This is a genomic window from Nostoc punctiforme PCC 73102, from assembly GCF_000020025.1.
Lineage (GTDB): Bacteria > Cyanobacteriota > Cyanobacteriia > Cyanobacteriales > Nostocaceae > Nostoc > Nostoc punctiforme.
On sequence record NC_010628.1, the window covers coordinates 635102 to 658593 of the forward strand.

The 23492-nt window shown below is 40.2% G+C and carries 20 protein-coding genes; 12 read left to right on the top strand and 8 right to left on the bottom strand.

Features of this window, described 5'->3' with window-relative positions:
* The first annotated feature begins 185 nt into the window (after positions 1–185).
* From NPUN_RS02735 to NPUN_RS02755, 5 genes are all read left to right on the top strand, one after another.
* Positions 186–638 carry a hypothetical protein gene (locus tag NPUN_RS02735; protein ID WP_041565867.1) on the top strand — a complete coding sequence of 151 codons (453 nt, stop codon included), beginning with the start codon at positions 186–188 and terminating at the stop codon, positions 636–638.
* Between the two features lie 354 nt (positions 639–992).
* Positions 993–1853: a sulfurtransferase gene (locus NPUN_RS02740; protein WP_012407327.1), complete on the top strand. Its 861-nt coding sequence runs from the start codon at positions 993–995 to the stop codon at positions 1851–1853.
* A gap of 109 nt (positions 1854–1962) precedes the next feature.
* Complete coding sequence (locus NPUN_RS02745; RefSeq protein ID WP_041565150.1) at positions 1963–2145, top strand: hypothetical protein; 183 nt, start codon at positions 1963–1965, stop codon at positions 2143–2145.
* A gap of 59 nt (positions 2146–2204) precedes the next feature.
* Positions 2205–2600, top strand: coding sequence for a hypothetical protein (locus NPUN_RS02750; RefSeq protein WP_012407328.1), 396 nt, complete (start codon positions 2205–2207; stop codon positions 2598–2600).
* 412 nt (positions 2601–3012) lie between these two features.
* On the top strand, positions 3013–4776 hold the full coding sequence (locus NPUN_RS02755; RefSeq protein WP_012407329.1) for a WD40 repeat domain-containing protein: 1764 nt from the start codon (positions 3013–3015) through the stop codon (positions 4774–4776).
* Between the two features lie 243 nt (positions 4777–5019).
* Here NPUN_RS02755 and NPUN_RS02760 read toward each other — a convergent pair whose 3' ends face one another.
* From NPUN_RS02760 to NPUN_RS02770, 3 genes are all read right to left on the bottom strand, one after another.
* Positions 5020–6330 carry an IS701-like element ISNpu5 family transposase gene (locus NPUN_RS02760; RefSeq protein ID WP_012407330.1) on the bottom strand — a complete coding sequence of 437 codons (1311 nt, stop codon included), beginning with the start codon at positions 6328–6330 and terminating at the stop codon, positions 5020–5022.
* Positions 6331–6408: 78 nt separating this feature from the next.
* Positions 6409–7518, bottom strand: a complete 1110-nt coding sequence (locus NPUN_RS02765; RefSeq protein ID WP_012407331.1) for a phosphatase PAP2 family protein — start codon at positions 7516–7518, stop codon at positions 6409–6411.
* 243 nt (positions 7519–7761) lie between these two features.
* Entirely contained in the window at positions 7762–8406 is a 645-nt protein-coding gene (locus NPUN_RS02770) for an HMA2 domain-containing protein (RefSeq protein ID WP_012407332.1), read from the bottom strand.
* A gap of 505 nt (positions 8407–8911) precedes the next feature.
* Between NPUN_RS02770 and NPUN_RS02775 the strand changes: the two genes are divergently transcribed.
* On the top strand, positions 8912–11260 hold the full coding sequence (locus NPUN_RS02775) for a WD40 repeat domain-containing protein (RefSeq protein WP_012407333.1): 2349 nt from the start codon (positions 8912–8914) through the stop codon (positions 11258–11260).
* Positions 11261–11269: 9 nt separating this feature from the next.
* Here the strand turns inward: NPUN_RS02775 and NPUN_RS02780 are convergent, their stop codons facing one another.
* The 5 genes from NPUN_RS02780 to NPUN_RS02800 form a co-directional block, all read right to left on the bottom strand.
* Complete coding sequence (locus NPUN_RS02780; protein WP_012407334.1) at positions 11270–11848, bottom strand: HMA2 domain-containing protein; 579 nt, start codon at positions 11846–11848, stop codon at positions 11270–11272.
* Positions 11849–12061: 213 nt separating this feature from the next.
* Positions 12062–12367 (bottom strand): DUF5132 domain-containing protein, encoded by a 306-nt coding sequence (locus NPUN_RS02785; RefSeq protein WP_012407335.1) that lies wholly within the window; start codon positions 12365–12367, stop codon positions 12062–12064.
* 71 nt (positions 12368–12438) lie between these two features.
* A complete protein-coding gene (locus tag NPUN_RS02790; protein WP_012407336.1) occupies positions 12439–14691 on the bottom strand; it encodes a heavy metal translocating P-type ATPase in 2253 nt (750 codons plus the stop codon).
* A gap of 142 nt (positions 14692–14833) precedes the next feature.
* Positions 14834–15673 (bottom strand): hypothetical protein, encoded by an 840-nt coding sequence (locus NPUN_RS02795; RefSeq protein WP_012407337.1) that lies wholly within the window; start codon positions 15671–15673, stop codon positions 14834–14836.
* A 37-nt stretch (positions 15674–15710) separates the two neighbouring features.
* Entirely contained in the window at positions 15711–16799 is a 1089-nt protein-coding gene (locus NPUN_RS02800; protein WP_012407338.1) for an HMA2 domain-containing protein, read from the bottom strand.
* A gap of 435 nt (positions 16800–17234) precedes the next feature.
* Here NPUN_RS02800 and NPUN_RS02805 point away from each other — a divergent pair, with 435 nt between their 5' ends.
* The 6 genes from NPUN_RS02805 (at position 17235) to NPUN_RS02830 (ending at position 23291) form a co-directional block, all read left to right on the top strand.
* Positions 17235–18239: an ABC transporter ATP-binding protein gene (locus tag NPUN_RS02805; protein WP_012407339.1), complete on the top strand. Its 1005-nt coding sequence runs from the start codon at positions 17235–17237 to the stop codon at positions 18237–18239.
* Positions 18240–19052, top strand: coding sequence for an ABC transporter permease (locus NPUN_RS02810; protein ID WP_012407340.1), 813 nt, complete (start codon positions 18240–18242; stop codon positions 19050–19052).
* Between the two features lie 38 nt (positions 19053–19090).
* Positions 19091–20767 carry a GldG family protein gene (locus tag NPUN_RS02815; RefSeq protein WP_012407341.1) on the top strand — a complete coding sequence of 559 codons (1677 nt, stop codon included), beginning with the start codon at positions 19091–19093 and terminating at the stop codon, positions 20765–20767.
* Positions 20768–20817: 50 nt separating this feature from the next.
* On the top strand, positions 20818–21444 hold the full coding sequence (locus NPUN_RS02820) for a DUF4340 domain-containing protein (RefSeq protein ID WP_012407342.1): 627 nt from the start codon (positions 20818–20820) through the stop codon (positions 21442–21444).
* Positions 21445–21470: 26 nt separating this feature from the next.
* Positions 21471–22325 (top strand): formyltetrahydrofolate deformylase, encoded by an 855-nt coding sequence (gene purU, locus NPUN_RS02825; protein ID WP_041565151.1) that lies wholly within the window; start codon positions 21471–21473, stop codon positions 22323–22325.
* A gap of 150 nt (positions 22326–22475) precedes the next feature.
* Positions 22476–23291: a GNAT family N-acetyltransferase gene (locus NPUN_RS02830; protein ID WP_234711036.1), complete on the top strand. Its 816-nt coding sequence runs from the start codon at positions 22476–22478 to the stop codon at positions 23289–23291.
* Positions 23292–23492: the final 201 nt, after the last annotated feature.

Here is a 23492-nt window from a genome sequence, read left to right on the forward strand (position 1 = left end):
GAAAGGGGTATGTTTTTAGCAGACGGAACATGATCTATTTACTCCTTGTTAAGAAACATAAATATACCTGAAACACTTACCAATGACAAATAAGAAATGACCCGTGGACTTCACAAGTTCCTCAAATTCTTTATCTAAGTTGAAAGTGAGACAATGACACAATAATTTTAGAATCAATTATGGTTATGGCAATTAATTATCGGGAAAAAATCATTGCTCTTTGGACGGTATTTCTACTAGGAATATTGTTTCATACACAACTTGGTTTAATACCGCTTTTTCATGGGTTATCTGTTATTGAATCTCAAAAAGCTACAAATATCAACGATATTTCTGGAATTATGTGGTTGATGTTGGGCTTTTTTGTGCTACCAATGCTGGCAATTATTCTCACTATTTTTACCGATTCAAAGCGTTATCGAATCATTCATTTTGGCTTAACTGTTTTTTACAGTATCATGAACTTACTACATGTAATTTTAGATTTATTTGTCCAACCAGTTTTTTGGTATCAGATAGCCTTAATAGGGTTGTTATTTTTTGTGGGTTTATTATTAAATATTACTGCTTTTAAATGGATGCAAATGCCTAACAGGTCTAATAAATCACAAAAAGAATTAGAAAATTCACATTTGTAGCTTTTATTAAAGCTGTGTTGTATCAGCTTTATTATAAATTTGATTTTGAATAATATGGGAATGAATATTCAATACTCATAATTCTTTAACTTGATTTAAGTAAGTTGGTAGAAATAAACCAAATTATGTTACGAAACGTAAATAGTCTTAAAGTCCTACTAATAAACAATGACAAAGGACAGCCCTTGCCAGTTAGCTTTAATTGCGCCAATCTACTTAATCGGTTTTAAAATAACACAGCGACAAATGTTATCTTATAACATTCAACATTCATTCTTCTGTGATTTACATTCCAAAATGCAAATCTACCGAGCGCGATAATGCCTAATGGTAGAATAGCAGAAGCATGAAATTGTGAATACAAAAGCCCTCATTTCTCCTCAAGAACTCACGTCCCTATTAGCAGAAAACTTATCGCGGGCTGTCATTATCGATACGCGAAGTCCTGAAGATTATGCTATTTCTCATATTCCTCAATCCATAAATATTAGAGATTTTTTCACCTATCTTTTAGAGAGTTCCTACCCAGCAGGATTAAAGGAATTACAAGAGTATTTTGCAGTAATTATGAGCAAGCTGGGAATATCAGGCGCGGAACGGTTAATTGTCTATGAGGATACTTTAAATAGAGGTTATGGTCAATCTTGTCGAGCAGCTTTTTTATTGAAGTATTTGGGTTGCGCTGAGGTATCTATCTTACAAGGAGGATATAGAGCATGGCTGACAGAGGGATTGCCTACTACCGATGAAGTACCATTATGTGAAAGCAGCATATTTAGATTTCATCCCAACACAGACATGATGGTGACTACCCCCGAGATGTTGCAAGCAATTGATAATCCAGCAATTATTAAATTAGATGTGCGCGATCGCAGCGAATGGCTTGGACTGAGTTCTTCTCCCTACAATCCTGACTTTTGTCCTCGCAAAGGTAGAATCCCTAATGCTGTATGGTTAGAATGGCATCATCTGATGAATTCCAAATCGGAAATCCCCACGTTCCGATCGCCAGATGAAATCCGAGAAATTTGTCAGTCAGTAGGTATTACTTCAGAGTCCATTGTGTATATTTACTGCTTTAAAGGTTCAAGGGCTGCTAATACATTAATAGCTCTTGAACAAGTAGGAATTTCTGCTAGAAATTATTTTGGCTCTTGGAATGAATGGTCTCGTGATTTTTCCCTACCCATTGATAGCAGAGTCATCAGCATGTAGGCATCGCAGGCTCGGTTTTTTGCTGTAACATACTTGACGTTGGGTTTTCGAGACGCGATAAATCGCCGTCTCTACAAGTGTTTTGGTCTGATCTGAACTGTATTGCTTTATGACTCGGAATCTTTTTTGGGAAAAAGTTACTGGATTTGGCTTAAAGGTTTTTTCTTTACCATTACCCCCAGAGGACGACACCACCTTCCCCTTTTCCCCAAAACCCAAGAAGTATTGCCTGCTTGGAAAAAAGCATGAACTGCGATCGCTAGTAGAGCAATTATACTTAACCCAATTGTAGGAAGTATTTTGCTGGGCAATTGTGCCAATCTAGCAAATAACTTTTCTTTGGATAGACTTATGGCTAAAAAATCTCAACCAAATGTAGAACAATACCAAGATGTCAGATTATCTGCCACTACAAGAATTTGGGTAATTACAGTCGCCATTCTCGGAGTTTGCGTCCCACTCTCAGCCGTTACTAGAAGTGGTGCTATTCTTCCTTTAGTTGCTATTGGTGGTGCAGCAGTTGGTACAGTTGCTGTTTGGCGTTCTGATGAGCAAAAATCAAAAACTAACTATTTGCAACAGCAGCAAATAGAACTGTTAGAGCGGAGATTAGCAAATTTAGAAACAATTGTTAGCAGCGATGACTTGAACTTGCAAATGAAAATTAAACAGATTGAAGCAAGGGATACTTTTGGTGACTCGTCTGATGTAAGTACTATACCCAGACAACCAAAACGCAAAGGTTAAAATTAGCTAATATTCACCATTTATGCCAATTTCAGATGATATACCCGAAAATAATCGTTACTAAGTCATTGTAGTGGGGGTATTTGTTGACTTAACGTTGCCGCAACCCTTAAAATGCCTTTCACATTAAACTTTCCTTTGCAGCGAGAAGTGTTTCCTTAGAAACAGTATCTTGTTGTTCATCTTCGTTAGAATTGACTGACATCATTTAATTCTATATACTTCAACTGCATCAGTTCATGAAATGTCTAAGTGCTATCCATCTCTATTTTTCTCGGAAACATCTGCCAATGGCTGTGTTTTATTAGACTGCTAACATTACTGAATTTTTAATTAACTAAGGTTATAAACTTGAGTAATTGCATTGGTATAGCTTACCCTAGGTATGCAATAGTTTGCCGCAGGAATGCAGATGGATTGGATTAGCTTACTTAAAGCTCAACAAACTGACTTCCTTCAACGTGTGAAGAAACCTAAAACTTATGACTTATCTTTATTGGAAAGTCAAGTCAAGGGTTGTCACACTGAAATGATGGCTTTTTGGGGCGAACCATTGGCCAGACTCCAAGAACTTTCTCGCCAACAAGCAGAAGTTCTTGCCAAAAATCCACCGCCTACGCCACCCGAATATCCTGAGCCGCCCGACTGGACGATACCTTTTCCCAAATACTTCCAGCGCCAAGCGGAAGATTATCTTTTGCGGGAAAAAATCGTTGACCTGGTGATAGCTGAACGTTTAGGGAAGTTGGTAAAAAAGGTATCACAAGATACTTTGCAAAATATGATTTTAGATGATGAGGGAAATTTGTGTGGCGAAAGCAAATTTTCTTATGTACTAAAAGATAATCCTCAGCTAAGTATTCAAGTTTATGTTGCCGATGGAGAAAGTTTTAATGGTATTAAGAAAGACAAAATTAAATGGTCGGTTACTCAAGAAGATTTAAAAAATCACCAAGTATTAATTTTTCTGTGTTTGTTTTATCCATCAACAGGTCAGTTAGGATACGAAAGGCAGAGTGTAATTACAGGATTTTTACCTGCAAATCAAATTGAACTTACTGAACCAAAACTGTATATAAGTCCGAGTAACTTGTTGTATGCCGGTGGTCTGAGTTGGTATTTAGAATCACTTATTGCCAAAAAAGACACGTCGCCAGTAATTAATGAGAAAGCGATCGCAGATACAATACAAACTCTACCATCAGAGCATTGCCTTAAGGGTATAGTTGGTGACTGGGAATGCTGGCAAACTTTACAAGGGCACAATAGAGGTATTAATTGCCTAGCTTTCAGTTTTGCGTGTAAGAATGGTAAAGCCTTACCCATATTGGCAAGTGGTAGTCGTGGAGAAACGAAACTCTGGGATTTAAGCAAGGGTGAATTAATAGATACATTATCAGAGTATCCTTGGGTTATACCTGGGCTAGTGGATGAAGTGAATTCCCTGGCTTTTAGTGCAGATGGACAGACTTTAGTGAGTTGCGGTGCAGATTCCACAATTAAACTTTGGCACGTGGGTGCTTTAGACTTGATAGATATTTTGCATAAACATAATGGTGTAGTGCGGTGTGCTGCCTTTACTCCAGATGGCAGAATGCTAGCTACAGGTGGAGATGACAGAAAAATTCTGTTTTGGGATTTAATGCATCGTCAGGTTGCGATCGCAGTTTCTTTAGATGATACAGCTGCCCATTCCCTAGTTTTGAGTCGAGATGGCGAAACTCTGGTTACAGGTAGCTATCGTAAAATCAAAGTCTGGCGCACCTTACCCCAGACGGGGATCAAAAGTTTAAAGGACGCACAACCTCTGCATACCCTCATGGGTCATTCTCACATCGTTCGTTCTTTAGCAATCAGTGCAGATGCTAAACTGCTCGTGAGTGGTAGCTGGGATCAAACAATTAAAATTTGGCAATTGGAGACAGGAGAATTACTTCATACTCTTAAAGGACATAGAGATAGAGTATATGCGATCGCCTTAAGTCCCGATGGACAAATTATCGCCAGTGGTAGTGCTGATAAAACCATCAAATTATGGCATCTACAAACCGGGGAGTTACTAGGTACGTTTACAGGTCATGGAAATATAGTCACAGCATTAGCCTTCACAGCTTCTGGGGAGATGTTGGTTAGCGGGAGTTTGGATAAGACAATTAAAATTTGGCAACGGAGTTAAGAATTTAAAATTAGGGGCTGATTGCGATCGCAATCAGCCCATACATTCAGTCCACTGTCAATACGATTCGGATAAGCTTTTTTCACCTTCCTTGTGGTCTGGGCAAAGGGGCGGGGGTAAAGAGTATTTGAGTTGTAAGGAATTTTTTCAAAAATCAAATATGAGTCCTATATATCTGGCAGTAGGAACTGTTAAACTTAACCGAACGGTATTGCTGCCGCTTCTTAACCCTGTTGTGTCACTTTAGGCAGAGGAAAAATAGAAATCAGGGTCAGTCAGGGATATAAAAGTAGGATAGGTAAGGTAATAAACAACAGATTGGAGTTTAGCAAATCCCAAAGATAAATGAGGAATAGGAAAAACTGAAAGCCAAGGCTGAATTAAATTAAATAGGGTAAAAGGTTGAAGGATGAGACGGAGATTATTGAGAATATTCTTCCAACCTTTACCATTATCCCACCTCTGATGTGAAGCAAATGTTGATTGAGAATCTAGGGGATAAGGGCGCAGAGATTCTGAATGAAGACTAACCATTAAGTAGGCGCTACAAATAATCTCCCACCACCGTTCAATATCTTCATAGCAAGTAAAACGATAATCTGCCCAACCTAACTGATTCTTACTTTGTTTTAAACCATACTCAACCCATGTCCTAAAGCCATAGAAATTCCCAACTTCTCTTGGTGTAATGTCTGGGTATTTACTCATTACATACCAGGTAGAGTTTCCAGGTAAGTTAAGAGTGTCTGTAGTAATTTGCCAATACCTATGATTGCTACGTTTGCCATGTATTATTTCTCTAATAAACCGATTCTCACTACTTAAGTCAGAGAATACTCTTTTAAACTTATGCCAGTTTAAATATTGAGTATACTGACCTTTAAGCAATGCTACAGAATGGTTTGAGCGAATTGCTACTAGATAATTTAAATCTAATTCATCTAATACGGGTATAAAATTTGTGCTACTCTCACCATATAAGCTATCTGCTAGTACCAAGTTGAATTTGAATCCCATTAACTGTAGCTTGCGTATTAGCATTGCCCCGATTTGAGGCTTAGTAAGATATTTGTCTCCTGGCTTTAATTTTTCTCGTGGCTTGTATACTTCAAACAGCAGTGGAAATGTCATTCCACAGAACATACCGTAAGCTGTGACTGCCACAACGCCATTCTCTACTTTTCCTAAATTGACTATGTACTGACGTTTCACATAATCTGTGGTATTACCTTTCTTTTTATCTCCTGTTTCATCAATAATTAAAATGATTGGTCTTCCTTTTAGTACCTCTAAAATTAGTTGTAATCGCAAAGCTCTTAACTGTTCTACTGACCATGATGGTGTAGTTAAGAAATGATGTAGTCCTTGATAGTTATCTAGCCCGACAATTTTCGCTATTTCAGGTAGACTTTTCCGTTTTAAATCGGAAATACATCCTATATGTAGATATTTGAAAGCTTCAAAATTCCTAACATCTGAAAACAGGTTTTTATACCATAAGCAATATTCATCCACAAACTTGACGGTTTTTATGGGTGAACGAGGCTCTACCATGCTTTATGTCTTGGTTCTAGGCTTTGTACATTATTATACTACCGCGATAGTGACACAAGAGGGTTAAGCCCGCCATGATTACACGGACGAGGAATACAGGACGGAATCTTGTTCAAAAGTAGTCTTTTCCAGTGACGAGCGATATTTATGTTCCGATTCCAAGATCGGGATACAGGTAATTAACCACACTAAACCTGCGGCATAGCCAGCTGTCACATCAGTCAGCCAATGTACTCCAAGGTAGAGCCGACTAAAACCGATCGCAGCAATCAAGAAAACAGTCAAGCCATAAATCCAAAAGCGCCATTCAGGAAACTGCTTTGCTAGAACATAACCAGTAAAACCGTAAATCACTATTGAAACCATTGCATGGCCGCTAGGAAAACTGTGTTGGCCGACATTAATAATATGCTTCCACAGTGCTGGACGCGCTCTACCAAATAATATTTTCATTAAACAATTTAGCAAGATTGCACCGACTCCAGCGATACCCAAGATAGTTGCTTGCCAGCGACGATTAGAATATAACGGACTAATAGCCAGCCCCAAAGAAGATAACAGCATTACTAGGGGATCGCCCATAAAAGTGATACCAAGCATGATGCGATCGCGCAGTGGTGTATGCAACTTCTGGATCGAGAGCAAAATGGCTTCGTCAAGATTATATGCGTACAACAGTGCAGTGCCACATACAAGGGCACAAACAACCGGAATAAGTTGACTGGCTGTTTGGTTTAATTGTCGCTGCATAGATATTTGAGACAGTACGGCTGAATCAAATATGTTTCGATTATTACCTCCAACGAACCCAATATTTTCTTTAGTGCCAAAGGAATGCAAGTTACTGTCTCCAATGACTGCGTTAGATCCAAGTGATTTACTAACTTTTTTCCGATAATCTAAGACAATTTCTTGGATAAGTGATGCGATGGTCGAAGACCCGCCTTTGGCGTTCGTATTTAAACTGTTATCTGGATGAAAAATAACAAGCACATTCCCTGTGTAACTATTAGCACGAGCTTGCGAGATTATTTTGTGCTCTAATAATCTCGATTCAAGATATTTTTTGAGAGCTTCCGAATGATAAAGCCCATTTACTTTATATCTAGCTCTTCCCTTAACAGCAGTATGTATTGCTTGAACCCAATGGGTTTGATTAAGAAGTGTATGACAGCGAGGAGTACCCATTTGTTATTGATAATAAAATGCTTAGATTGAAGGCTAGGTAAAAGACATTTTCATGAGTTATAGTAAATCCCAGTTTTTTAGAGCTAATTACTTTTAACCAGGAATCATTTTAATCGCTACTAAGTAAGTTGGCACAATAAAATCAAACTATGCAGATAAAAGTGAACTAGGCTAAAATTCTTATACTTATTGCCTGTTGCCTTATCCCAAAGACAATTATTTACGCTTACTTACTATTAGTAACTATATAAGATTTGGTTCGCTGGCAGATTTCAGTTTCAAAGGCTGGGAATTCGCCTCGCCATTGCCTCGTAATCGCCATCGCTTGTTAGGCAAGATAAACATGGTGGCAGATTTCAACCTTTTAATTATGCTTCTTGAGGTAGAAAGCATCCGTTCCCAAATGTCTGTTCTAAACCTTCGATATACAAGAACATTACGTGCTTGGTTAATCTTGCGTGTATTATCAATTAAGTTTATTAAGGCATCAAAGATAGCCCCTACGATTGATTTTGCCATTACCTCTTTTGGCAGAACCACATCTTGAGCAGTTTGAATCAGATTAACCAGATGTTCGCGCATTTGATTATCTGAAATTACACCTACTTTATAATTGATGACAATAGATGCAGCTTTTGGGTTAGCACGGACATTTGTAACTCTAGGATCGGATTCCATTGCTAATTTAAGTTGATTAGCATACTCAGTATCTCTGCCTAACAGAGGAATACGAAAACGAATCCGTCCAGGAATTGTATGGACAATGCTATAGAATATCTTTTGGGATGATGCTGCTTTCTTAGCTACGCTTTTAGTTGCTTTTTTTGGTGGTAAACGCAGGTTCATACTAGCAGTTTTGCCAGAATTAGACCGTTTTATAGAAGTCATCGTACTATTGTTTAATTTCAAAAAATAAAAAACGTAACCAGGCTGATAAACTTATCTATTGATGTTTTAAGAGAGCGCTTTATTGAACTGCATTAACTTTACTCTAGTTATACCTATTTTTCTGAATGAAAAAATCTATCTCAGTAGTGAATCTAGTTCTCATTGCTATCAAGTTGATTAAGTTTATTTTATACTGTGTTTATTTTTATTTACAGGGATTTAACCACAGAGGTTTATTGACATATAAGGAGTTTCATGTATTACGTTTGAGTTACTATACTCTCAAGTAGTAACATCAAGGCTATGTATGAATTTACTGGATGACAGTATTACCCTGATTTCATGTAAGCCTTGCTTATTTATTTTATCAAAACATGATTCAGGAGTCATAAGTCAAAATTTAGAATGAATTTTGACCTAAAAAGCGGATAGCGCAGCGTCTCATAGAGAGCGTCTTGATCATGACTTCTGAATTCTTCTTCAATTAGTTTCCAGGTATGTGTTTATGCAGCAAGGGTTAATGTTACTAATTCAACTGGTACTAGAGTTTGCACCTGTTGTTGCAGAGCTAGTACAAAATAGAAATAAATCCAGTTTAGGTCTGAGTAAATATGAACCGATAGAAGCAATTCCCGAAATACTCAAAGTTTTTAATCTTTCAAATAAAAAAAGCGGTTATGTTGAAGATTTTGAAAAAGAAAGAATTTTTCAACAGCAATTAGTAGCCGATAATCATCAAACGCGATTAAAAATAGCCGCACAAGAGCGAGAAACAGCGCTTAAGTTACCAGAAGTCAATAAGATTATTGATAGCTGGCCCTTAAGATTATACCCTTCACAAATTTTAGACCACACCAATTATGGACACACTCCACTTAAAATTTTTATCGCTCCTCCGCAAGTAGATTTTGACCAATTTGGCGATCGTAGAGATGAAAATATTTCTCAAATTGAGTTAATGTTAGCTGAAGGATTAAGAGATTTTCTCAATAAACATTACTCTTTACATAGTCAAGTTAGACCAACAGAGTTATTGGCAGGAGCCTGGGATAGTAAGCGTTTTCACAGTGAATCAAGTATTAAAGTTCTGTTTGGAATGTTGAAAACAGAGCCAAGTTTGATTTTAGAGTCAGAAAATGATGGAGATTATTTAAATTTTAGGATTGCCTACTGGGGTTTAGAGCAAGATAATTATTATTATAAAACAATTGCTCGCTTACCTTACCGAGAAATTCTAGAAGAATCTGCTAAAAGGCGGGCATTAGAATGGAAGAAAATTAGAGATGAACTTGTGGCATTAGGAGAAAAATTAGAGGAAGTTAATCAGCTTGGAAAAGATAATTTGATAAATTTAGAAATTTTAGAAAAGGTAGAAAAATGGCATGAAAAAGGAATTGATATTAGTAAGTTATCTTTACAATATCAAGTCAATCGTCAGGATTATGAAAAACTTTGCCAGGTTTTGATTACCTACCACTGTTTGGTTGCAGGTTGGGTAGCAGATATTTACCACCTGGTCGATCGTGGTGTACCTCCGCTACTACCAGAGTTGCTGCCGAGTTTGCTGTCAGATACTTTTGATTTACAATCAGTAGGGGTTATTGCCTCTGGTTACAAACAAGTTTACCAAGCTCTGGAAAATGAGCGCTGTTACTGGATTCCAGAATTGGCTTTACAATTAGCCCAGAGTTTATGCCATTTAAGCGATGCCTACGACGGTAAACTACGCTCTTGGGCAAAGGAACAGCTAAATTATTCTGTGAGTACATGGTTACAACTACGCCAAGTATCACCACACGATTCTCCTAACTTGCTTCAGGCAATGCAATCAGCCGTCAGCGTTAAAGATGAGGAATATGTAAAAAAGTTAAGAGAATATTTTGTCGCGGTGGGTGATACTCAGAGTATTGCTGATGTTGATGAAATTTTGAATCGCATTGCCAACCTCAAACACCAAGTAACAGTACAACATATCTTTCTCAGCCATACCCTAACTGGACATTCAGAAAAAGTGACATCTGTCGCCATTAGTCCTGATTCTGAAACTTTAGTTAGCGGCAGTGCAGATAAAACCATCAAAGTATGGAATCTTAAGACTGGTAAACTTATCCGCACTCTCACAGAAGATTTAGGCAAAATTTCCTCTGTTGCAATTAGTCCTGATGGACATTATTTTGCTGTTGGTATTTGTCAACACCCCAGAAGTAATGTCAAAGTATGGAATCTCAATTCTGACAAACTCCTTCACACTCTGTTAGGACATCAAAAACCGGTTAACTGCATCGCAATCAGTCCTGACGGGCAATTTCTTGCCAGTGGTAGTAATAAAATCAAAATTTGGAATTTGCATAAAGGCGATCGCATTTCTACCCTTTGGCATTCATTCACAGTTAATGCTGCTGCTATCAGCCCCGATGGTACAATCCTTGCTAGTGGCAGTTCTGACAACAAAATTAGGCTGTGGAACCCACACACGGGAGATCCATTACGCACCCTCAACGGACATTCAGGTGAGATAAAATCAGTAATCATCAGTCCTGATGGAGAAATTCTCTTTAGCGCTAGTGCAGACAAAACTATCAAAATTTGGCATTTAACTACAGGCAAAGTGTTACATACCTTGACTGGACATTTAGAAGAGGTAAGATCCTTGGCTGTTAGTCCTGATGGAGAAATTCTCTTTAGCGGTAGCACAGACAAAACCATCAAAATTTGGCATTTGCAGACGGGAGAGTTACTGCAAACTATCACAGAACACTCAGGGACAGTAAACTCTATTGCTATTAGCCATGATGGTCAATTTTTGGCTAGTGCTAGTTCTGATAAAACCATCAAAATTTGGCAGATAAATTAAGCTTTTTAGTTACTTGTTTGCTGATTCTTCTTGGCTAGTTCCATGCAACTTAATAAAGCTGTCAAAAGCATACCATGCTAAAACATACCAAGGAATAACTTCTAACTGCAATCCTTTATTTAGTAATTGTCGCAGTGAAAGACTAGCTAATCCCAAAGGAAAAAGAATTCGCAGATCAAAAGCACCATGCGTTGACTGTTTAACACGCTGGTTTAAGTCAACAAGCGCAGATGATACTCCTGCTGCTGCCTCGGTATTACCCTCGGTAACATCAGCAAAAATTATGCCTAAATCTTTAAGCGTTGCTAGCACATTTTCTAGACTGCCATCTTTACCATCGTAATTCATAACAATACTGCCATGATAGACATTCGTCTTAACTTGAGTAATGTGAGAATTTGCTGACAAAGCGTTGGCGATGCGTTGCATTTTTTCTAGTTGACGATGGGAATGACCCACTCTCAACCGCAATCTTCCGGGAGTCGAACTTACAACTTTTGTAGATATAGGTTTTGGTGATGTCTTGAAGTTGTTTTTGTCTAGAATTTCCGGCATTTTATTGTAAGTGCTATAACCATTTGTCAACATACAACTGCCTTTTTGACTTGTATGAAGGTGGATTCTTTGTTGTGAAAAACCTTATTTTTTAATATCTTGCATTAGGGACTTCCAAACAATAAATTATTCTATTTTCGTAGGGTGCGTTACGGTATTTCACCTAACGCACCTTACTAGTTTTATATTTTTGTAATTGGAAGTCCCATTTGGCGAACAATTTAACTTGCTAATGGGCAAATGAAATTACGCACCATTATCGGCGACATCCGCATTGGTGGCACTAGCTTCAAATACGGGCGTTTCTTTTTCATCAGCGAGTTCAGCTCTGGCTTCGGCTACCATGTCTTCCCAGGTTTCTCCCATTTCTGCAATGGTTCCCTTGCTTCTTTCATAAAGACCAATTCCGCCTTTGATGACTGACTTGACTAAGGGTTTACCAACTCCAGCGACAATCGGCAATAAAACAGGTGCTAAAAGTACTGCACCAATTCCGACTATAATACCGGGAGCGCCTGCATCTTCAACAAAATCACTAATTTTAGGTGCCATATTTAATTTCCTCCTACTTGATTAAGAAATCCTGGAAAGCTTTTTAAGGTACTCTGCTCGGCATAGTTGTATCATCTTGCCGATGGTAGAGTTTTATGTTGAGGACTTTTAAGAATTGGACGCAAACCGTTGACTCCAGCAACTACGGTTGAGCCATTATTGACTACCGTTGCAGCTAAGGGGTTAAGACCAAAGAAAACGGCGATCGCTAATGCTGCTAAATTAGGAACAGCAACAATTCCTGTGTTTTGCCGAATCAATTGCTTGGCTTGACGAGCGATCGCGATCGCTTCTAATAAACCATACAAGTCATTCTGCATTAACACTAAGTCTGCTGTCTCGCGGGCAATCTCAGAACTGTTGGCAAAGGAGACGGAAACATCGGCGTAGGCTAAAGCTGGCGAATCATTGATCCCATCGCCTACAAATGCAACTGTCTTACCTTGTTCGTGCAGTTGGCGGACAACTGTTGCCTTTTGTTCAGGAAAAGCTTCGGCGTGAGTATGCGTTGGCAAAATACCAAGTTGAGCAGCTACAGCAGTAGCAGTTCGCTTGTTATCGCCGGTTAACATGTGAATTTCTACACCTTCGACCGTTGAAAGTGCTGTGATGACTTCCCGGCTTTCGGGACGAAGAAGGTCACTATATTTAATAATACCTTGAAGTTCACCGTTGCTGGCTACATAAATCGCCGAATTTGCAGATTTTTGCTGACCATTTAGTGCTTCGGTATCAATGCCACTGGAGCGCAAAAAGCGATCGCTCCCAACATAAACTGTCTCTCCATCAATCTGAGCTTGCACGCCCAAACCTAGTTGATAGTCCCACTTACTACGCGGCAAAATTTCCACTTGCTCTGCTTCGGCATAGCGAACAATTGCTTCTGCTACTGGATGAGTTAAACGCTGTTCGGCGGCAGCTGCCAATTCCAACACCCGTAATCTTGAGGTTGCTGGATTGAGACTTTCCACACTGACTACATCAACTTCTCCCTTAGTCAGTGTCCCCGTTTTATCAAAAACTATGGTATCAACTTCTGCTAGTTGTTCTAACGCCCGTCCGCTACGGATAAGAATCCCCCGTCGTGCAGCATAAGTTAATGCTGCTAAAACTGTTGTGGGGACGGAGACTCGAATACCTGTAGCAAAGTCTAGAGTTAAAACGCTGGCTGTCCGTGAAGGGTTACGGGTTGCGGCAAATACTGCCCCACCAAGTAACAAAGTTGGCACAACAGCTTTTTGAGCAAATTTCGTCGCATAATTCTCCATCCGCGTATCGTGGATAGGTGCTTCTTGCATTAACTTAATGCTCTGTCCGGCGCGGGTATCATTGCCGATCCATTCGGCAACAATATAAATTCGTCCTTCTCGTACCAGCGTTGAGGCGAAAACTGGTTGTCCTTTTTTCTTCAAGACTGGCATCGACTCGCCAGTTAATTTTTGCTCATCTAGCAGGGCTTTACCTCGCAAAATGCTACCATCAACCGGCACTTGCTCGCCAGGGTAAACAATTACTGTATCGCCACGCTGCACATCTTGAATGGGAATTTGTTGCTTTGCGCCATTGCGTTCCACCCAAACAAATTGCCCCAGAGAACTAAGTAAATCTAGAGTTTGTTGAGCAGAAGAACGAGCCGTGCGATCGCGGATATTTTCACCCACTTCAATTAAACCGAGCATCAGCGATGGTGTAAGAAATTGCCCTTGGAAGGTAGTAATAGCGATCGCCATAAAATCCAAAAAGTCAATATTCAATTTTCGCTCTACCCTAATACCTTCCCATGCTCGTTGGACAACAGGTAAAGTAGCTAGAGCGATTGGAAGCACAACTATCAAAGGTGGGATCGGTAATCCTAACGGCCCTCCTAGCACTGCTAAAGCAGTGGCAACAGCAGAGAGTTGTAAACCTGGCCAAGATGGCTCTTTTTCGGTTTCCGATAAAGATGTAGAGTTTTTGAGAACGACTACTTCACTTGCAGCCTGAATCAAATCGTGAAGGTGCGATCGCATCTTCGCATCGGAAACTTTATCAGATTTATAAGTAACTGCAACTGACATTGCCGCAGGCTTGACACGAACATTCTTCACTAGCGCATCTGCTGTTAGCAATACTTCGAGACGCTTGGCATAATCTGCATCACAGCGTAAACGAGGTAGGCGAAACCGCAGCCTTCCCGGAGTTGTATGGACAATGCTGTAGGTAACGTTAGGGAACTCTCTTTGAGAATGTCCATTAGTGTCAGTTAAAGAAGCTTTTCCATTCCCTTCCAACACAGTGAATTGAGATTTTGGAGGTGATGAGAGTTGCAGTGCTACTTTTGCCATTACTTTTCTTTAATCCAAAATTGTTACACTTCGATGAAAATCACACTCTCGGCTGGGGTATAGAGAGCAAATTAGCCACCAATCCTGCGAGATTGATTAGCTATCAACAGTTTGGTTATTTATCATTTGCTGGATTTCTGAGCTAATTTATCGCTGTGGCGGGATCATTTACAGATTCAATTAGACTGGCTAGATGAGATATTGCTGCTGACAAAAAGCTTTGCACTCGCTTCTGAGAATCCCGCATCATTCCAGTTTTATAGGTAATGACAACTGATCTCGCAGCGCTATTAACTCGCTCACTGGTAACTGTCGAATCTGATTTGAGTAATGCCTCTAACCGTTGGACATATTTGGGATCGCAGGCAATTCGAGGCACACGAAACCGCACTCTTCCGGGAATTGCATGAGCAATGCTATAAGCTACTTTTGCAGGTTTTTTTGGTTGTTGAATTACAGAATGAGCCGAAGATACCGAATTGTTTTTAGTCTTAGAGACTGATGCATCCGCAGAAGATAAAGAGAATGTTGCTGATTTCTGCTTCTGTGGTTGCATTGTTGGCTTTCTATCCTGCCTGTCTTCTGTTGCCACTAACGCTGAGTATGGTTTCAATTGGTTTGCAGTTGCTAGTACTACTTTTTCATTACCAGCCAACTGAATCAAATTAGCCAAATGCGATCGCATATCAACATCTGACACTACATCAGATTTATAGGTAATGGCAATTGACCCTACCATAGTATTATTAACTTGCCGATCTATTACCAAAGGCTCATTAGCAAGCAAGGCAACAAGACGTTCCACATATTTTGGATCTTCGCAAATCTGAGGGATGCAAAACGCCACTTGTCCAGGAAATGCACAAATAATGCTATGTACTACCCTTGAAGGCGGCGTTGCTGGGTAATTAATCTTGTCTGTGACTGTTGGCTCTGGTTTTTTGTCTAAATCTGCTATCGATTCTAAATTTAAAACAGCCATAATTCCCCTCCAGTATTCCGCAATTTGAAACTGTATATTAGGTTTCCAAGGGTAAGTTCGCCATAATGCCTAATGAGAAAAACATCGCAGGCGGTTTTAAGTTAGTCCACAAACTGGATAACTCTGAATTTATTTCGCTTGCTGTTGTTGAGTTGATAACTTCAGGAGTCTGACTAACATTTAAACTTGTTTGATGTGACGTTGTTGCGTCTGTAATTTGATTCATCTGACTAACTTCTTGGAGGGGTTGGTTAGCCGTTGTAATTGGCTGCATTGGTGGGTTTGTCTCCAACGCTAATTCCATCAAACTCACCCAATAAGATAATGGAATATCATGAGACTGATAAGCGATCGCGATCGATGCTGCATCAAAATTCATCCGCACACTTGTAACTTCAGCATCGGTTTTCACTATTCTCTCAAGTCGCCGCCCATAAGCTCGATCTTGAGCGATTTTTGGCACATGGAAGCGAATACGTCCGCTAATTGCATGGATTACGCTATAGTCAATCTTTGCAGCTGCTGCCACCTCGCTAGCCTTCTTAAGATTATTTGTTGACTTTTCTTGTTGGATAGTAGATTGGCATTCCTCTTTTGATAATTCCGATATCGCAGAACTGGTATTATTACCGTCGTTTTTTTCTGATGTCGGAACTTGAGAGCCAAGATAACCAATTACACCACGGGTTGCATCCGCCGCAATCATATAAACTGGAATCGATACCCAGCCATGAATTCCTAACCCTCCTGTTACCGCCAAGCCTGTCATCATCGGAATTAAGGAAACACCCTGCTCTTTCCAAAATAAAGGCGATTTCCAAGCTGCAAAGGGATCGGTTTTGCTAGGTGAATCAGATGAAGCTTGCGGCTGTTGGATCTCAATATCGGATTTTAGCGCCAAAATTTGCGGTAATGAGAGCTTGTCTTCATTAAAATTAACTACCAAACTGCCAGTTTGCCCATTCACAGCAACTTCCGTCACTCCCTCTAAAGAGCGTAAATCTTGAGCTATGCTGTCTAATATTGAGTTCAAACTACTGTCAGTGGTGCGGAATCGCACGCGCCCAGTAGTTACATGAACTATTTGCAACCCACCAGAGGGCTGTAACTTCGTTGACTGTGCCATCTTAGTTGCTTTGTTCTGTAAAGATTAAATTAGGAGATACTTTAGCGACAATATTTAATTTTTCACGATTACTAATATTTTTAGTCATTTACCTGATTACCCAATAGCTAGATCAAGTCAATAGGTTAACAATAGGTTAAATCTAGCTTAAATCTGGGTATAAAGTATGTGTCTTCAGAATTATTTTTAACAATAATTTTCATGAAAATGATTATTTAAGAAAGACAGACTTCTGAAAGCTCCCACTTCAGCCTTTAGCCAGGTGCGAGTTATTTACTTTAGACATAATAGAGGTAGATTCTCGCTCCCAGAGTTGAACATAATTGCTGAGTACGCAATTATGCTAATAATTTGTGTTCAAATACAGAAACCAGGGTATTTGAGCATTTCTAAGGGAGTAAAGGCTGAAAGAATTGATATTGTGTATGAGATTTTATGATCGAAGTTGAGCATTTAAGTAAAATATACGGTTCCACCCCAGCGATTACTGATGTTACTTTTAGTGTCGAACCTGGGGAGATTTTAGGGCTTCTGGGGCCAAATGGCGCTGGTAAAACTACAACCATGCGGATTCTGGCAGGTTATTTACCAGCAACAAATGGGAATGCCCGCATTGCTGGTTATGATGTCCATGAAAATTCTCTAGCGGTACGCCAACGAATTGGTTATTTACCCGAAACACCGCCGTTATATCCAGACATGACTGTGGAGGGATTTTTGCATTTTGTTGCCCAGATTAAGGGAGTTCCAGCAGGCGATCGCCCCAACAAGGTAACAGCCGCTATCAAACGCTGCAACTTAGAAGATAAGCGGCGGGTAATTATTCGCAAACTCTCTAAAGGATATCGCCAACGTGTAGGAATTGCTCAAGCGATCGTTCACGATCCACCAGCGATCATTCTCGATGAACCCACCGTTGGACTCGATCCCCGACAAATAATTGAGGTACGGAATTTAATTAAAAGCCTCGCTGGGACTCATACAATTATTCTTTCGACGCACATTCTGCCAGAAGTGAGCATGACTTGTAGCCGCGTCGCTATTATTAATCGCGGCAAAGTTGTGGCAACTAATACACCAGAAAACCTGATGACTCAGTTGACAGGCGGTTCCGGGTATGAGTTGGAAATAGAAGGAGAAGCTGCCCTAGCGAAACAGGTATTGCAAAATGTCGCGGGTGTGAGTCTGATCGAATCAATTCCCACCGCCGGAGGTCATCACCCACAAGCAAATCGCGCTTACCTGCGGGTGATATCGCAACCGGGAAAAGAACCAGGAAAGGATATTGTTGCAACCTTGGTGCGTGCAGGCTTTGGTTTACATGAACTGCGGCGAGTTAACGCTACCTTAGAAGATGTGTTTTTGCAACTGACCACAGAAGAAAAGAATTTCGAGACTGAGGTAGACTTAGCAGCAGACAACGAAGGAGAGGCAGCGTAAATGGGTGTAGTTCTGAGTAATATTATTGCCATTTATCGCCGAGAGTTACAGAGTTATTTTGTATCACCTTTGGCTTATGCGATCGCAGGCATATTTTGGTTCATCGCCGGGTTATTCTTCGTGATGATTTTGCTAGGGCCAGATGGCATTTTGCTAGGAGTGGCGGCAATAGATGCACAAGGTCAACAACTCGGAGTGCCAACACCACCGATAGATGTCCCCTACGAATTTGTTCGAGCATTTTTGGATCGTATGGGGTGGCTATTGTTGTTTATCTTGCCAATACTCTCGATGGGACTCTATGCCGAAGAACGCAAACGCGGCACTTTAGAACTATTAGCCACGTCACCAATCACCAATTGGGCGGTAGCAGTAGGTAAGTTATTAGGCGTGCTAACATTTTTTATCACAATGGTTGTACCCATGCTAGTGTTTGAAGCGATCGCCATTAGTGGATCAAATCCACCAATGGCGCTTTCAATTCCCTTGTTGGGTCATTTTGGATTAATCTTACTAGCAGCAGCAATATTATCTGTAGGAATGTTTATTTCTTCCTTAACAGACAGCACAATTTTGTCTGCCGTCCTCACGTTTGCAGTAATTTTATTATTGTTATTGATTGATTTAATCGCCAAAATTGTCCCTGGTCCAGTGGGTGAAGCTTTAGGTTATTTATCATTGTTGAAACATTACAACACCTTAACTCAAGGGATTTTTGATACCAGCGCCTTAATTTTATTTGCTAGTTACATTTTTTTAGGCATCTTTCTGACCGCTCAATCAATTGATGCACTGCGTTTTCAAAGGCAGTAGTCATTTGACAAATGACCAATGACAAATGACAAATCATTATGAAGATAGTTGCAAAGAAGAAACTGTGGAAATATCTATTTTGGTTGGGCCCGTTCCTAATTGCTGTCGGCTTAACAGTTGGGTTAGTTTCTGAACAGTGGGGACTAATTCCATTAGTATTTCTGATTGCGGGAGTTGTAATCAGTGGGTTGGGGATAATATGGCAAAGCTATGAGACTAACTGGTGGAAACGTCGTTCTACCCAAGCTGGGACTAATGCCCTAGTAGCAACTCTAGCAGTGTTGGCAATTTTGGGATTGATTAACTTTTTGGGGACTCGCTACCACTTGCGGGCAGACTTAACAGAAAGCCAATTGTTTACCCTTGCGCCCCAGTCACGAGAATTGGTGAGTGTTTTACCACAACCAGTTAAGGTGTGGGTGTTTGATATTAACCAAAATCCTCAAGACCGAGAATTACTAGAAAATTATCAGCGGCAAAGCTCAAAATTTAAATATGAATACATTGACCCCCAAGCTAGACCAGGACTTGCAGAAAAGTTTGGCGTTAAAGATTACGGGGAAGTTTATTTAGAATCTGGAGATAAACGGCAATTAGTACAAACAGTAAATCAAAATGAGCGGTTGTCAGAAATCAGATTAACTAGTCGCCTGCAACAACTAACAAATTCAACCACAGCTAAAGTTTACTTACTCCAAGGTCATGGCGAACGCCAACTTTCGGCTGGTAAAGGTGCAATATCACAAGCAGTTCAGGGATTAGGCGACAAAAATTTCACAACATCACCACTGAATTTAGGAGAAACTTCCAAAGTTCCTGAAGATGCGTCTGTTGTGATCGTAGCTGGCCCCAAGCGAGGGCTATTTGAAGGCGAAGTCAAAGCTTTGCAAGAGTATCTTAATCGCGGCGGTAACTTATTGCTGATGATCGATCCTAATACCAATCCCAAACTTAACAGCTTGTTACAAGAGTGGGGTGTTCGTCTGGATAATCGTTTAGCAGTCGATGTCTCTGGCGAAAGCGTCGTGGGACTTGGTCCTGCTGCACCCTTAGTCACAGAATACGGGCAACATCCGATTACCAAGGATTTCGGTAACGGCAATTCTTTTTATCCCATTGCCCGACCCCTGGAAATTACATCTGTACCTGGTGTTCAAGCTACTCCATTGCTACGAACCAAACCCTACCCGAACAGTTGGGCAGAAAGCGACCTCCAAAGCGAAAAATTGGAGTTTAATGCAGATAAAGACCTGAAAGGGCCTCTAACCTTGGGCGTAGCCTTAACAAGAAAACAAGCAGCTAAATCTGCTTCAACTCCCCAAGCTGCACCGACACCTTCACCCCTACCATCACCAACCATTCAAAGAAAAGCTCCCCCTGCTTCCCCTGCCTCCCCTGCCCTCTCTACTCCCACTCCTTCCTCAACTCCCTCATCGCAAACAGCCACCGAGTCAAGGTTAGTAGTTTTAGGAAATTCTGATTTCGCCACCGATGGCTTGTTTCAACAGCAATTAAATGGAGATGTATTCCTCAACTCAGTTACTTGGCTGAGTCAACAGGATCAGCAACCCCTTTCCATTCGCCCCAAAGAACCAAAAAACCGTCGGATAACCCTGACAACCACACAAGGCAATCTTTTAATATTGTCGTCTCTGTTGCTTTTACCTTTAATTGGGTTTGCGATCGCAGTTATTATTTGGTGGAAACGACGGTAAAGTTAGGAGTTAGGAATTCTCCCTCAGTCCCAATGACAAATGACTAAAAAATGAAATTGCCGAGAACGACTTTAATTTTGATACTGCTAGCGCTGGGTTTAGGTGGTTTTGTTTACTTCTCTGAGATTCGGGGTGCGACTGTGCGAGAAGAAACCAAAGAGGAAAATAAGCAAATTTTCTCTTTTGCCGCCGATGATGTGCAATCTCTAACAGTTAAAACAAAAAAACTCACCCTGAATCTGGAACGTAATCCTGAATCTAGTAGTAACCCCAAGTGGTTAATAAAATCTCCAGTACCGGGCCCAGCAAATGACGCTATTGTTTCTTATTTGATGGATTTACTAGTCAAAGGTAAGAGCGATCGCACCTTATCAACTCCACCAAAAGAGCTTGGGCAATTTGCTTTAGATGAACCCCCAGCAACTATCAATATCACCTTAAAAAATCGGCAAAACCATCAGTTGATTTTGGGTAAAGCTAACTTTAACGGACGTTTCTTATATGCTCAAGCAGACCCTGCTGCTAAACCCGATGGAAATATAAACGTGCTGTTGGTATCTACAGATTTTGCAAATGCCGTGAATCGGGAATTATCAGAGTGGAAGCAACCTGTAGACAATAGTCAGAAACTTCCTCCGCTCACCATTCCTAAACCGACTCCGACAAACAGCAAATAATTAATTCCAAATCTGGCGATATTATGATGACAAATCCCACAGCAACATTGCTGATTTCCTGCCCAGATCAACGGGGACTAGTGGCGAAATTTGCCAATTTCATCTATTCTAACGGTGGTAATATTATCCATGCAGATCAGCATACAGACTTTGCTGCTGGCTTATTTCTCACCCGTATTGAATGGCAGCTAGAGGGGTTTAATTTGCCGCGTGAATTTATTGCCCCAGCTTTTAATGCGATCGCACAACCTCTTAGCGCTAAGTGGGAAATACGTTTTTCTGATACAGTACCACGCATTGCTATTTGGGTAAGTCGGCAAGACCATTGTCTATTTGATTTAATTTGGCGACAACGTGCTAAAGAATTTGTGGCTGAAATCCCTTTAATTATTAGTAATCATGCTAATTTAAAGGTAGTAGCAGAACAATTTAATATTGACTTTCAGCACGTTCCCATCACTAAAGACAATAAATCGGAGCAAGAAGCTCAACAACTAGAATTACTCCGCCAGTACAAAATAGATTTAGTTGTATTGGCAAAATATATGCAGATTGTTAGTGCAGATTTTATTAATCAATTTTCGCAAATTATTAATATTCATCACTCCTTTTTACCAGCTTTTATCGGTGCAAACCCCTATCACCGAGCTTTTGAACGCGGTGTTAAAATTATTGGTGCAACCGCTCATTATGCCACTGCTGATTTAGATGCAGGGCCAATTATTGAACAGGATGTAGTTCGAGTCAGTCACCGTGATGAAGTGGATGATTTAGTGAGAAAAGGCAAAGATTTGGAGAGAGTTGTATTAGCAAGAGCAGTGCGATCGCACTTACAAAATCGTGTATTAGTTTATGGTAATAGAACAGTAGTATTCGAGTGATTGATTTTATATCAGAACAAATGTAATTTTACAAGAGATGAGTATAAAAATATTAAGAGCTATCGCTGGGTTTGCAAAAGCAAAGTTAAATAGTTAACAACCTCATAGTAATAAGATATTATGCTCCCTGACAACTTTATCGTCCGCACAATGAAAAGGTCGGAAATTGATTTGGCGATTACTTGGGCAGCAAGCGAAGGTTGGAATCCAGGAAAATATGATGCTGAATCTTTTTATCAAACTGAAAAGAACGGTTTTTTATTGGGCGAGTTGAATGGTGAGCCAGTGGGGTGTATTTCTGCTGTTGCTTACGATCAACACTTTGGCTTTCTAGGTTTTTATATTGTGAAACCCCAGTTTCGTGGGCAGGGGTTGGGTATGAAAATTTGGAAGACAGCAATCGACTATCTCGGTGCCGATCGTAACATTGGCTTGGATGGTGTAGTAGCTCAACAAGATAACTACAAAAAGTCTGGTTTCCAAATCGCTTATAAGAATATTCGTTATCAAGGGGTGGGTGGCGGTGTTATGCCTGCTGGTATCATCGACCTTAAAACAGTGCCTTTTGAAGAGTTGGTGGCTTACGATTGCCAACTTTTTCCTTCTAAGCGTCCAGTGTTTCTGCGACATTGGATTGAACAGCCAGAAAGTACTGCTTTCGGGTTTCTCAAAAATGGATATCTTGTTGGTTACGGAGTTATCCGGCCTGCCTATACAGGTTTTCGGATTGGGCCACTGTTTGCTAATGACGAACAGATTGCTGAAGCATTATTTCAAGCCTTGCTTGCAGAAAATCCTCATGCTCCAGTGTTTTTTGATGTACCCGATGCAAATGTACAAGCAATTAACCTAGTTCAACGTTACCAATTTGAGCCAGTCTTTCAAACTGCTCGGATGTACACTAAAGAAATTCCTAATTTAGCTATTGATCGCGTCTTTGCTGTGACAAGTTTGGAACTAGGATAGAGACAGACAAACAATGTGTTTAGACCCCTAATAATACAATCCCACTGTGAACGGGTGAGTTTTTCTATTAGTCTATGGTAATAGACCAGTAGTATTCTGTACCTTACATTGGCGTAGCCTCTCGTAGAGAAATTGAAATCTACTGTATGTACAAACAAAGTCCGCCTATGCGGACTTTAAGAATAGTTATTTCAAGAATTG